The 12,143-nt window shown below is 74.1% G+C and carries 9 protein-coding genes; 7 read left to right on the top strand and 2 right to left on the bottom strand.

Going from position 1 to position 12,143, the window contains the following annotated elements:
• Nucleotides 1-68 precede the first annotated feature (68 nt).
• Nucleotides 69-296: a hypothetical protein gene (locus EJV46_RS08540; protein WP_131548196.1), complete on the top strand. Its 228-nt coding sequence runs from the start codon at nucleotides 69-71 to the stop codon at nucleotides 294-296.
• 12 nt (nucleotides 297-308) lie between these two features.
• Entirely contained in the window at nucleotides 309-1,637 is a 1,329-nt protein-coding gene (locus tag EJV46_RS08535) for a tetratricopeptide repeat protein (RefSeq protein WP_131548195.1), read from the top strand.
• Nucleotides 1,638-1,656: 19 nt separating this feature from the next.
• On the opposite strand, the gene EJV46_RS08530 is transcribed toward EJV46_RS08535, so the two are convergent.
• Together EJV46_RS08530 and EJV46_RS08525 are read right to left on the bottom strand one after the other, a co-directional pair.
• A complete protein-coding gene (locus EJV46_RS08530) occupies nucleotides 1,657-2,292 on the bottom strand; it encodes a DUF938 domain-containing protein (RefSeq protein WP_131548194.1) in 636 nt (211 codons plus the stop codon).
• Nucleotides 2,289-3,305, bottom strand: coding sequence for an NAD(P)/FAD-dependent oxidoreductase (locus tag EJV46_RS08525; protein ID WP_131548193.1), 1,017 nt, complete (start codon nucleotides 3,303-3,305; stop codon nucleotides 2,289-2,291). Before EJV46_RS08525 ends, EJV46_RS08530 begins: the two co-directional genes overlap by 4 nt.
• Before the next feature lie 90 nt (nucleotides 3,306-3,395).
• Between EJV46_RS08525 and tsaE the strand changes: the two genes are divergently transcribed.
• The 5 genes from tsaE (at nucleotide 3,396) to addA (ending at nucleotide 12,111) form a co-directional block, all read left to right on the top strand.
• The gene (gene tsaE, locus EJV46_RS08520; protein ID WP_131548192.1) at nucleotides 3,396-3,833 is read left to right on the top strand and encodes a tRNA (adenosine(37)-N6)-threonylcarbamoyltransferase complex ATPase subunit type 1 TsaE; all 438 of its coding nucleotides are present in this window, start codon (nucleotides 3,396-3,398) and stop codon (nucleotides 3,831-3,833) included.
• A complete protein-coding gene (locus EJV46_RS08515) occupies nucleotides 3,830-4,774 on the top strand; it encodes an aminoglycoside phosphotransferase family protein (protein WP_240782470.1) in 945 nt (314 codons plus the stop codon). Before tsaE ends, EJV46_RS08515 begins: the two co-directional genes overlap by 4 nt.
• A 172-nt stretch (nucleotides 4,775-4,946) precedes the next feature.
• Complete coding sequence (locus tag EJV46_RS08510; protein ID WP_240782469.1) at nucleotides 4,947-5,660, top strand: nucleotidyltransferase family protein; 714 nt, start codon at nucleotides 4,947-4,949, stop codon at nucleotides 5,658-5,660.
• Nucleotides 5,657-8,674, top strand: coding sequence for a double-strand break repair protein AddB (gene addB / locus EJV46_RS08505; protein WP_240782468.1), 3,018 nt, complete (start codon nucleotides 5,657-5,659; stop codon nucleotides 8,672-8,674). The genes EJV46_RS08510 and addB overlap by 4 nt, the downstream gene beginning before the upstream one ends.
• Complete coding sequence (gene addA, locus EJV46_RS08500; protein ID WP_131548190.1) at nucleotides 8,671-12,111, top strand: double-strand break repair helicase AddA; 3,441 nt, start codon at nucleotides 8,671-8,673, stop codon at nucleotides 12,109-12,111. The genes addB and addA overlap by 4 nt, the downstream gene beginning before the upstream one ends.
• Nucleotides 12,112-12,143: the final 32 nt, after the last annotated feature.

Genomic DNA, 12,143 nt, shown 5'->3' with positions numbered 1-12,143 from the left:
GTTCCCCCAGGAACAGCTGGGAACCCCGCATCGGGGGCATGGACGCGCCTCTTCATCGAGGATGTGCCATGACCACCGACCAACTCACCGGGGCGCCGCGGGCGCCCGATCTCTTCACACAGCTCCGCGAGCTCTGGCTCCGGGCCCTGGCGCGCGCGCGGCTTCGCGGCGACCTGAACGCAACGCGCGAGGCGCTCGAGCATCTCGAAGCGCATATACTCCGCGACATCGGCCTGGGCCCGAAGGAGCATCCGCTCCTCTCTCGCGTCGACATCATCCTGCAGCTGCATCGTTGAGGAGAAACAGCCATGACCGTCACCGACATCCGGGGCCAGGCGCTCTCCGGCGCCGATTCCCTGACCGCCGCCGGCTGGGACGCCCTGCTGGGCGAGACCCTGCTCTATGCCGGCGATCCGCTCGGCGGCGCCGACGCCCTGATCCAGGCCGCGCCGCGCTTCGTCATGCCGCATCTGCTGAAGGCGTGGATGCTGCTGCTCTCCACGGAGAGCCAGGCGCTGCCCGCCGCCCGCTCCGCGCTGGACGAGGCCCGCGCCCTGCCGCGCGATGCGCGCGAGGACGGCCATCTCGCCGCGCTCGACCATCTCGCGGAGGGCCGCTGGTGGGCGGCCTCGCGCGTGATGGAGGACGTGGCCATCGACCATCCGCGCGACCTGCTCGCGCTCATGGGCGGGCATCAGATCGACTTCTTCACCGGCCATTCCCGCATGCTGCGCGACCGCGTCCAGCGCGCGGCACCGGCCTGGCACCCGTCGATGCCCGGCTGGCATGCGGTGCAGGGCATGCTCGCCTTCGGCCTCGAGGAGACCGGCGACTATGCGGGCGCCGAGCGCGCCGGCCGCCTCGCCATCGAAGCCGAGCGCCGCGACGGCTGGGCGCGCCATGCCGTCGCGCATGTGCTGGAGATGCAGGGTCGGACGGAGGAGGGCATCGGCTGGCTGCGCGGCGACGTCGCGAGCTGGTCGGAGGGCAGCTTCCTGGCCGTGCACAACTGGTGGCATCTCGCGCTCTACCATCTGGAGATGGGCGACACGGCCACCGTGCTGGAGCTGGTGGACGGGCCGGTCATGGGCGCCGACACGCCGGTCATGCTGGAACTCCTGGACATGGCGGCGATGCTCTGGCGGCTGCAACTGCGCGGCGTCGAGCTGGGCTCCCGCTGGCAGGCCCTGGCCGACCGCTTCGACCGGATCTGGGAGCCGGGCTTCTACGCCTTCAACGACCTCCATGCGCTGATGGCCTATCTCGGCGCCGGCCGCGAGGAGAAGGCGCAAGCGGCGATCGAGGCGGTGGCCGAGGCCGCTGAGAGGGCTGGCGACCAGGCGCGCGCCGCGCGGCAGGTCTCGCTGCCGCTCATGCGCGGCTTCGCGGCCTTCCACGAGGGCCGCTACGAGGCCGCGATTCGCGCTGTCCGTCCGGTGCGCGGCGGCGCGGCCGTCTTCGGCGGCAGCCATGCCCAGCGCGACGTCATCGATCTCACGCTGATCGAGGCGGCGCTGCGTGGCGGGCATCCGGCCCTGGCCCGGGCGCTCTCGGCCGAGCGGCTTGCGGCCAAGCCGGAGAGCCCGTTCGCGCGGCTGCTCGCCGGGCGGGCGGAGCGCATCGCCATGCCGGGGTGACCGGGTGGTTCGGCGCGGCCTACACCCGCCGGAAGATGACGGTCAGATTGTTCGCCGGCATCTCCACGATCCGCTCCAGCGAGAACCCCACGGCCGCCTGCGTGACCTCCTCCAGGGCGCGCAGGCCCCATTGGGGGTTGCGGGCGCGGAGGTCGGCGTCGAAGACCAGATTGCCCTGCGCGGTCTGGACGCTGGCGCGCAGGAAGGGTCCGTAGAGGATCAGGGGCGCGCCGGGCGACAGCAGCTCGCAGGCGCCGCGCAGAAGGCCGGTCGTGGCCGACCAGGGCGCGATATGGATCATGTTCACGCAGAGGAGGGCGTCGGCGGCCGGGACCGTCCAGGGCCAGGCGCTGGCATCGAGCGGGAGCGCCGGGCGGATGTTCCCAATCCCGGATGCCTTCGCCCAGGCGTCGATGCTGGCCCTCGCGCCCTCGTCGGGATCGGTGGGCTGCCAGGTCAGGCCGGGCAGCGCGGCGGCGAAGTGGATCGCATGCTCGCCGGAGCCGGAGGCCACCTCGAGGACCAGGCCCTCGGACGGCAGCACGCCGCGCAGCACATCCAGGAGCGGGTCGCGGTTGCGGGCGGTGGCGGGCGCATGGCGTCGCGCATCCGCCCCCGTCGCGCCGAACTGCGCCTTCCGCTCCCCGGGGGTCATGAGACCGGCACGCCCTTGCTGGTCGAATACTCGAAATGCAGCGCCTCGCCCGGGAAGACGCGGGGGTGGATGGCATGCGCCGCCATCGCGGCCTCCGAGAAGCCCTGCAGGATGAGCTTCAGCTTGCCCTTGTAGGTCGCCATGTCGCCGATCGCATGCACGCCGGGGATATTGGTCGCGCAGGTGGAGGGATCCACCTGGACGTGGCTGTGGTCCAGCCCCAGCCCCCAGTCGGCGATGGGGCCGAGCTCCATCGAAAGGCCGAAGAAGGCCAGCAGGTGGTCGGCCTCGACCCGCTTCTCCTCGCCCTTGAGCGTGGCGAGCACCACGGCGTCGAGCTTCGCGCCGTCGCCCTCCAGCCCGTGCAGCTGATAGGGGATGGCCATCTCGATCTCGCCGCGCGCCGCGGCGGCCTCGAGCTGGGCGACGGTCTCCGGGGCGGCGCGGAACTTGGGGCGGCGATGGACGAAGACGACCTTCTCGGCCACGTCCTTGAGGCTCAGCGCCCAGTCCACCGCGCTGTCGCCGCCGCCGGCGATCACCACGCGCTTGCCGCGGAATTCCTCGCGCCGGGTGACCATATACCGGACCGCGCCGCTGGATTCGTAGCCGGCCAGCCCCTCGAGCGGCGGACGGTTGGGGCCGAAGGCGCCGGCGCCGGCCGCGATGATGACCGCCTTGGCCGAAACGGTGCGTTGCGCGCTGGTCTGCAGAACGAAACCCTCGGCCGTGGGCGTCAACCGCTCGACGCGCTGGTTCAGCAGGTATTGGGGCGAGAAGGGCGCAGCCTGCTCGGCCAGGCGGTTGATGAGCTCGGCGCCATCGATCGCGGGGTGGGCCGGGATGTCGTAGATCGGCTTCTCCGGGTAAAGCGCGGCGCATTGGCCGCCGATCTCCTCCAGCGTGTCGATGACGACGCTGCGCATCTTCAGCATGCCGCATTCGAAGACGGCGAAGAGGCCGCAGGGCCCCGCGCCGATGATGGCCACGTCGGTCTCGATGGTGTCGCTCATGGCGCCTGGCATGCCTCCCTTTATTCCTTCCGTCCAGCCTTCGCCCCGCCGGTTTGCTGGTTGCGGCGGCGGACGGCAAGATGGGCGGGCATGGAGCTGATTCTCCCCGACCTCGCGGCCACCCAGGCCCTCGCCGCCCGCCTTGCCGGGCTGGCGCGGCCGGGCGACGCGCTGCTGCTCGAAGGGCCGCTCGGCGCCGGGAAATCGACGCTGGCGCGGGCCTTCCTGCGGAGCGCCACGGGCGACCCCGCGCTGGAGGTGCCGAGCCCGACCTTCACGCTGGTCCAGTCCTACGACCTGCCGGGCGGCGCGGCGGCGCATCATTTCGACCTGTACCGCCTCTCCGGCCCCGGCGGCCTGGCGGAGCTGGGCTGGGACGAGGCGCGGGAGGGGATCGTGCTGGTGGAATGGCCGGATCGGCTCGGCCCGCTTGCCCCTGAGAAGGCGCTGCGTGTGACTCTGGCGCCCGGCGCGGACGAGGATTCGCGCTCGGCGCGGATCGAGGGCTGGGAGGGGCGGCTGGCTTGAGCGCGCGCTTCCTCGAGGCCCATGGATACGGCGCGGCGCATCGGGAGACGATGCCGGGCGACGCCAGCAAGCGCTACACCCGCCTGAGCGGCGGGCCGCGCGGCGCCCTGCTGATGCAGACGCCGGATGCGGGCTATCTCGCGGCCTTCCTGCGCGTGGCGCGGCACCTGGACGCCATCGGCGTGCCGGCGCCCGCCATCCTCGCAGTGGAGCAGGCGGAAAACCTGGCGCTCGTCGAGGATCTCGGCACCGCCAGCATGGCCGAGGCGCTGGATGCCGGCGCGGAGCCGGCCCCGCTCTACCTCGACGCCGCACGCAGCATGGCGCGGCTGCACGCCGCGCCACCGCCCGAGGGCCTGCCCGCCTGGGATGCGGCAGCCATGTCGCGCACCACCGCCGCGACCTTCCTGGAATGGTGGTGGCCGGCGGTGTTCGGCGCGCCGCCCTCCGACGCGGTGCACGCGGCGCTCGACGCCGCGATCCGTGAGATGCTGGCGCCCTTCGCCGCCCAGGGCATCGTGCATCGCGACTTCTTCCCCGCGAATCTCATCCCCACGCCTCGCGGCATGGCGCTGATCGACTTCCAGGACGCGGCGATCGGCAATTCCGTCTACGACCTGGTCTCGCTGGTCGAGGATGCGCGGCGCGACGTGCCCCCGGCGCTGCGCGAGGCGGCGATCCGCGAGTACCTGGCGGATCGCCCAGACCTTGGCGCCGCGGATCTGCACGCCGCGATGGCCGTGCATGGCGCCCAGCGGCACCTGCGGGTGGCGGCGCTCTGGGTGCGCCTCGATCGGCGCGACGGCAAGCCGCACTACCTCGCCCATGGCCCGCGCTGCTGGGCGCTGCTGGACGGCGCGCTGGCGCATGAGGCCGCAGCCCCGCTCGCACGCTTCCTCGACAGGCATGTGCCGCCCGCGCTGCGGAGGAACCCCGCGTGAGCGCATCCCTGCAAGAACCATCCGGCCGCAAGGCGGCCGGCGCCGCCCCACCGGCATGCTGGCCCGGGGCGCCTGTGGCGCGGCGCAAGCCAAGGCGGCGGAGCCGCCGCCCGGCGCTTGAGGGCGGGAAAATCTACGCCCGGCGCCTGAGGGCGGAAGTATGAAACACGCCATGGTCCTCGCCGCTGGGCTCGGCCAGCGCATGCGGCCGCTGACGGCGGATACGGCCAAGCCTCTGCTGCCCCTGCTCGGTCGGTCGCTGCTCGACCATGCGCTGGACCGGCTGGCCATCTCCGGGGTGGAGGAGGCCGTGGTGAACGCGCATTGGTGCGCGCCGCGCGTGGCCGAGGCCCTGGCCGCGCGCGAGGGCACGCCGCCCCGCCTGCGCCTGCAGCTGGAGCCGGAGTTGCTGGAGACCGGCGGCGGCCTCCGCCGCGCCCTGCCGCGGCTGGGCGAGGAGCCCTTCGCCGTGGTGAATGGCGACGCCTATTGGCTCGACGGGCCGAAGCCGGCGCTGGCCCTGCTCGCCCAGTATTTCGACCCCGCGCGCATGGACGCGCTGCTGCTGCTGGTCCGCACCTCGCAGGTCGAGGGCGAGGTGGGCCGCGGCGACTTCTTCCTCGACGGCGCCGGCCGGCTCCGGCGGCCCAACGGCGCCGAGGTCGCGCCCTTCATCTTCGGTGGCGTGCAGGTGATGGCGCCCGCCCTCGTCGTGTCCGAGCCCGAGGGCCGCTTCAGCCTCAACCGCTGCTTCGACCGCGCGATCGGGGCCGGCCGGCTCTACGGCCTCGTGCATGACGGCGCCTGGTTCCACCTCTCCACCCCCTCGGACCTCGCCCGCACGGAGCGGCGGCTGCGCGCCGGGCTGCTCAGCCATTGGCGGTGAAGCTCTTCTCCATCGCGCCGGGGCTGCCTTTCCTGCCGATGCTGGCGCGCGGCGCGCTGGCGCGGCTGGGCACCGGCGAGCGGCTGGCGGCGGCGACCATCCTGCTGCCCACGCGCCGTGCCGCGCGCGCCTTGCAGGCGGCCTTTCTCCGGGAGGCCGAGGCGCCGGCCTTGCTGCTGCCGCGCATGCGCGCGCTGGCGGGACTTTCGGTCGAGGATGCCGACGAGCTCGCCCTGCCGGAGCTTCTGCGGCTGCCGCCGGCGGTGGATCCGCTGCGCCGCCAGGCGGTGCTGGCCGGCTTCGCCGGCAAGCGCGCGCCCTCGCTGGGCGGCCCGCCGACGGCCGAGCACGCCTGGGCCCTTGGCGCTGAACTCGGACGGCTGCTGGACGAGATCGCGCTCGAAGAGGCCGAGCCGATCCCTCAGGATCCGGAACTGCTCGAACACCTTTGGCTGGAACGGCTGGACAGGCTCGCGCCGGACAAGCTCGCGATCCATTGGCAGATCACCACCTCCTTTCTGAAGCCGGTGGTGGAGGAATGGCAGGGATGGCTGCACACGCAGCGTCTGCTCGACATCGGCGTGCGGCGCGTGCTGGCGCTGCGCGCCCAGCGCGAGGCCTGGGAGCGCGAACCGCCCCCGGGCGTGGTGATCGCGGCCGGCATCGGCATGGGCGGCACGGTGCCCGCCGCCGCCGACCTGCTGAAGACCATCGCCACCCGGCTGCCCGAGGGCGCCGTCGTGCTGCCCGCCGAGGATGCGGCGACGGCCGCGCTCCCCTTCGAGGCGCTCTTCGAGGCGCCCACGCACCCCTTCGCCGGCCAGCGCATCATGCTGCGGCGCATGGGTGCGACCATGGCCGATGCCGCGCCCTGGCCCAAGGGGAGTGCCTCCGAGGGATCGAGCGACCGCTCCGCGCTCCTCGGCACCGCGCTGCTGCCGGCGGGGCATCTGGAGCCCTGGCAGGACCGCGACGCCGCGCGCTGGAAGGGCGCGCTGGACGGTCTCTCGCGCATCGAGGCCAGCGACAGCCAGCACGAGGCCGGGGCCGTCGCGCTCGCCCTGCGCGGCGCGCTGGAGCGGCCGGGCGCGCGGGCCGCGCTGATCACGCCGGACCGGGACCTCGCGCGCCGGGTCGCGGCCGAGCTGCCGCGCCACGGGATCCTGGCGGACGATTCCGCCGGCCAGCCGCTCTCCGACACACCGCCGGGCATCTTCCTCCGGCTGATCGCGCATCTGGCGGCGGGCGAATGCGGGCCGGTGCCGCTGCTCTCCGTGCTGAAGCATCCGCTCTGCGCGGCCGGCTGGGACCGCGCGGACTGGCTGGCCACGGTGCAGCTGCTGGAGCGGGCGGTGCTGCGCGGCCCGGCGCCCCCGCCCGGGCTGGACGGGCTGCGGATGGCCCTGGCCGGATCGCGCGACGCACGGGCGGTGGAGCGGATCGCGCCGCTGCTGGAGGCTCTGGAAGCGGCGCTCGGCCCCTTCCACGCCCTGCCGCACAACGTCCTGCGCCCGCCCGCCGACCTCCTGGCCGAGCATCTCGAAGCCGCCGAGGCCCTGGCCGGCACGCCCGAGCTCCCCGGCGGGCTGCGCCTCTACGCCCAGGCCGAGGGCGAGGCCCTGGCCCGCCACCTCGCCGCCCTGGCCCCCGCCATGGCCGAGCTGCCGCCGCTGGCCCCCGCCGAATGGCCCGCGCTCTTCGAGGCCGCGCTGGCGCAGGGCGTCACTCGGGCGCCGCGCATCTCGCGGGGGCGGCCGGATGCAGCGCATCCGCAGGTGGAGATCCTGGGCCTGCTGGAGGCACGGCTGCTCGACTTCGACTGCGTGATCCTCGGCGCGCTGGACGAGACCGTCTGGCCCCAGGCCGCCGATCCCGGCCCCTGGATGAGCCGCCCCATGCGGCGCGAATTCGGCCTGCCCTCGCCGGAGCTGCGCATCGGCCGCGTCGCCGCCGACTTCTTCCTCGCGGCGAGCTCGGCGCGCGAGGCGGTGCTGTCGCGGGCGGCGCGGCGCGGCGGCACCCCAAGCGTGCCGGCCCGCTGGCTGACGCGCCTCGACACCTTCCTGGCCGGGCAGGAGCGGGGGCTCGTCGTGGCGAAGAATCCCTGCGCCGATTGGGCTCCGCTGCTGGACCAGCCGGCCGCGGTGACGCCCTGGCCCCGCCCCGCGCCGCGACCGCCCGCCGGGGCGCGGCCGCATCGCCTCACGGTCAGCGACGTCGCGACGCTGATCGCCGATCCCTACGCCTTCTATGCACGCCGCATCCTCGGCCTCTCGCCGCTCGATCCGCTGGAGCAGGAGCCCGGCGCCGCCGATTACGGCAACCTGATCCATTCCACGATCCACCGCTTCCTCCAGGGCCTCCCGCAGCACTGGCCCGGGGAGGCGGCCGCCAAGCCGGTCTGGGATGCGGCGGCCGACTGGGCGCTGGCCGATGCCACGCTGCGGCCGGCGATCGCCGCCTTGTGGAAGCCGCGGCTGGCGCGCATCGGCGCCTATCTGCGCGGCATGGAGGCGCAGCAACGCGGCGCCCTGCTGGCGACCTGGGTGGAGTGCAAGGCGAAGCTGGATATCGCGCGCCCCCGCGGCACCGTCACGCTGGAGGCGCGCGCGGACCGGGTGGACCGCAAGTCCGACCACACGCTGCGGATCCTCGACTACAAGACCGGCACGGTGCCCTCGGCCCGGCAGGTGCGCGACGGTACCGCGCCGCAGCTCCCGCTGGAGGCGCTGATGGCGGAGCGCGGCGCCTTCCAGGGCGTGCCCGAGGGCACCGTCTCCTCGCTGGAATACTGGCGGCTCACCGGCGCCGCCGAGCCCGGCGAGGTCATCGTGCCGAAGCTGGAGATCCCGGAGGCCATCGCCGTGGCCGAGCGCGCCCTGCACCGCCTGGCCGACGACTTCCTCCTGGGCGACGCCCCCTTCCTCGCGCATCCCCATCCCGGCCGGCAGGCGGCGCCCGACTACCAGCACCTGGCGCGCACGGCCGAATGGTCGCTGGAGGGCGAGGAATGAACCGCCCGCGCGACATCGCCGAGCGGAGCCAGTCCGAAGCCTCCGATCCCTCGGTCTCGGCCTTCGTCACCGCCTCGGCCGGATCGGGCAAGACCAAGCTGCTGACCGACCGGCTGCTGCGCCTGATCCTGGGCGGGGTGCGGCCGGAACGGCTGCTCTGCCTGACCTTCACCAAGGCCGCCGCCGCCGAGATGGCGACGCGGCTGAATGGCCGCCTTGGCCAATGGGCCGTGGCCGAGCCCGGCGCGCTGGCCGCGGAACTGGAGGCGCTGCTGGGCCATCCGCCCACCGCCGAGGAGACCACGCGCGCCCGTGCCGCCTTCGCCGCCGTGCTGGAGTTGCCCGGCGGCATGCGGATCGCGACGCTGCACGCCTTCGCCCAATCCCTGCTGCGCAGCTTTCCCTTGGAAGCCGGCCTGCCGCCCGGCTTTTCCGTCCTGGAGGAGATGGACGCGGCCGTGCAGCTCTCCTCCGCTCGCGAGGCGGAGCTGCTCATCAGCCCGGCGCTGGAACGGCTGGCCGCGCTGAGCCATGCCAGCGGCCTCGGCGGGCTCATGGCCGAGCTGCGGCGCGCCGAGTCCATGCTCCAGGCCGGGCTGGAGGCGGTGGGCGGTCTGCCCATGCTCCTGGCGGAGATCGCTCGGCGACTGGGCGTCGAGCCCGATGCGGACGAGGCCGCGCTGCGGCGCGAGGCCGCGAAGCCGCCGCAGGAGCGCGATCTGGCGCGCGCGGCCGCGATGCTCGCCCTCGGCAGCGAGAAGACCGACGCCCCGCGCGGCGCCGCGATCAAGGCCTGGCTGGCGCAGGACGAGGCCTGCCGCGAAGCCCTGCTGGAGGACTGGACCTGCATCTTCGTCACCGGCGACCGCACGGTCCGCAAGAGCTTCGCGACCAAGGCCACCGGCGCCAATCAAGCCACGGTCCAAGCCCTTTGCGAGGCCGAGGGCGAGCGCCTGCTCGCCCTCATGGCGCGGGCCCAGGCCGTGGCGCTGCTGCGCGCCACCGAGGCCGCGCTGGTGCTCGGCCTGCCGGTGCTGAAGCGCTTCGAGGCGGCCAAGCAGCGCATCGGACGGCTCGACTATGACGACCTCATCGCCGCCGCCCGGAAACTGCTGGAGAATCCGGGGTCGGCCTGGGTGCTCTACAAGCTCGACGGCGGGCTCGACCACGTGCTGCTGGACGAGGCGCAGGACAGCAATCCCGAGCAATGGGGCATCGCCCGCGCCCTGACCGGCGAGTTCTTCGCCGGCGCCGGCACGCGCGAGGAGGGCGCCCCGCAGCGCACCATCTTCGCCGTGGGCGACGTGAAGCAGTCGATCTACGGGTTCCAGGGCGCCGACGCCGGCGGGCTGCCGCGCGCCGAGGCGGAGTTCCAGGCGGCGATCGAGGCGAAGCAATTCCGCTCCGTCCCGCTCGAGGTCTCCTTCCGCTCCGCGCCTCCCGTGCTGGAACTTGTCGACGCGGTCTTCGCGGAAGGCGCGGCAAGGGCGGGCGTGATCGAGGAGGGGCAGGTGCTCCGGCACCTCGCCGATCGCCAGGGCGCCGCCGGCGTGGTCGAGCTCTGGCCGCTCCAGGCCCAGGCCGCGCGCGGGGAGCCGCCGGAATGGGCCGTGCCCGACGCCGCCACCGGCGAGACCGGCGCCGACGCCCGCCTCGCCGCCACGCTGGCCACGCGCATCGACCACATGATCCGGCACGAGCGCCTGCCGGCCCGGCACGAGGGCGATCCCTCGCAGGGCCGCCGCATCCGGGCGGGCGACATCCTGATCCTGGTGCGCAGGCGCAATGCCTTCGTCGGCCACCTCGTCCGCGCGCTGAAGGAGAGGCACGTGCCGGTGGGCGGCGTCGACCGCATGCTGCTCGTCGGCCAGCTCGCCGTTCAGGACGTGCTGGCGGTGCTGGATTCCATCCTGCTGCCGCAGGACGAGCTGCAGCTCGCCGCCGCGCTGAAATCGCCCATCCTCGGGCTGGACGACGACCAGCTCTTCGCCCTCGCCCATGGCCGTCCCGGCTCGCTGTTCGCCCGCCTGATGGCGGAGCGCGGCGCCGACACGCCCGTAGGCCGCGCCGCCGATCTGCTGGCCGCCCTGAGCTCGCGCGCCGACCACCTGCCGCCGCACGCGCTCATCGCCGAGATCCTGGGCGAGCGCGGCGGGCGGGCGCGGCTGCTGGCGCGCCTGGGCCCCGACGCCGCCGATCCGCTGGACGAGCTGCTGACCGCCGCCATGGCGCATGAGCGGCTGCATCCCGCCTCGCTCCAGGGCTTCCTGCACTGGATGCGCCGCGCCAGCGCCGAGGTGAAGCGCGAGCCGGAGACCAGCGCCGACCTCGTGCGGGTCATGACCGTGCATGGGGCCAAGGGCCTCCAGGCGCCGATCGTGATCCTGCCCGACACCACCAGCGGCCCGCCGCAATCCGCCGGCCTGCGCTGGACCGAGGAGGAGCTGCCGCTCTGGGCCCCGCGCAAGACCGGCTTTGCCGCGCCGGCCTATGCGGATGCCGATGCTGCACGCGCCGAGCGCGAGGCGCGGGAATCCAACCGCCTGCTCTACGTCGCCCTGACCCGCGCCGAGGACCGGCTGCTCGTCTGCGGCTGGCATGGCGCCCGCCTGCCGGTGCCGGGCTGCTGGTACGAGAAGGTCGCCGCGGGCTTCCAGCGGCTGGACGGCGTGGCCGCGCGGCCATTCGAGCCGGGCGCCTGGGGCGCCGATCCGGCGGGCTTCGCGGAGGGGCCGCTGCTGCGCCTCGAATCCTCGCAAACCGATCCGCGGCGCGACGAGACGCGGCGCGAGGCCAGCCTCGCCGCCACCATGCCGGGATGGGCGCGCATCCCGGCCCGGCCGGTGGAGGCCCCGGCCATCGCCACGCCCTCTCATATGGAGGACACGGAGGCCGAGCTGCCCGTCGCCGCGCCGCACGCGCCGGGCGATCCGCTGGGCCGACGCTTCCGCCGCGGCAACCTGATCCATGCGCTGCTGCAATCCTTGCCGGACCTTCCGGCGGGGGCTCGGGAGGCCGCCGGACGGGCCTGGCTCGCGCGTCCCGGCCAGGGACTCGATGCCGGCCAGGTGGAGGAGATCCTGGCCGAGGCGCTGGGCGTCATGGCCGATCCGGAGATTGCGCCGGCCTTCGGGCCCGGCAGCCTCGCCGAGGCGCCGCTGGCCGGGCGGATTGGCGAGCGGCTCATCCTGGGCCAGGTGGACCGGCTGCTGGTGACGCCCGGAAAAATCCTGGTCCTCGACTTCAAGACCAACCGCCCCCCGCCGGAGGTCGCCGAGGCCGCGCCACCGGCCTATCTGCGCCAGATGGCGGCGTATCGCGCCGTGCTGCGCGCCGCCTTCCCGGGCCGGCCGGTGGAGTGCGCCCTGGTCTGGACCTATGGCGCCCGCACGATGCCTTTGCCTGCCATGCTGCTGGATCGCTATGCCCCCGCTTGACCATCGGCGGGGGCGACACGACCTTTCCCCCA

The sequence above is a fragment of the Roseococcus sp. SYP-B2431 genome (assembly GCF_004336745.1).
Lineage (GTDB): Bacteria > Pseudomonadota > Alphaproteobacteria > Acetobacterales > Acetobacteraceae > Roseococcus.
The sequence above is the reverse complement of the archived record's forward strand: the minus strand, read 5'-3'. Positions and strand labels throughout refer to the sequence as shown.

Excerpts from the sequence above, each read along its gene's own strand:
- EJV46_RS08540 (WP_131548196.1), top strand. The coding sequence starts at position 69 with ATGACCACCGACCAACTCACCGGGGCGCCGCGGGCGCCCGATCTCTTC.
- EJV46_RS08535 (WP_131548195.1), top strand. The coding sequence starts at position 309 with ATGACCGTCACCGACATCCGGGGCCAGGCGCTCTCCGGCGCCGATTCC.
- EJV46_RS08530 (WP_131548194.1), bottom strand. The coding sequence starts at position 2,292 with ATGACCCCCGGGGAGCGGAAGGCGCAGTTCGGCGCGACGGGGGCGGAT.
- EJV46_RS08525 (WP_131548193.1), bottom strand. The coding sequence starts at position 3,305 with ATGAGCGACACCATCGAGACCGACGTGGCCATCATCGGCGCGGGGCCC.
- tsaE (WP_131548192.1), top strand. The coding sequence starts at position 3,396 with ATGGAGCTGATTCTCCCCGACCTCGCGGCCACCCAGGCCCTCGCCGCC.
- EJV46_RS08510 (WP_240782469.1), top strand. The coding sequence starts at position 4,947 with ATGGTCCTCGCCGCTGGGCTCGGCCAGCGCATGCGGCCGCTGACGGCG.
- addA (WP_131548190.1), top strand. The coding sequence starts at position 8,671 with ATGAACCGCCCGCGCGACATCGCCGAGCGGAGCCAGTCCGAAGCCTCC.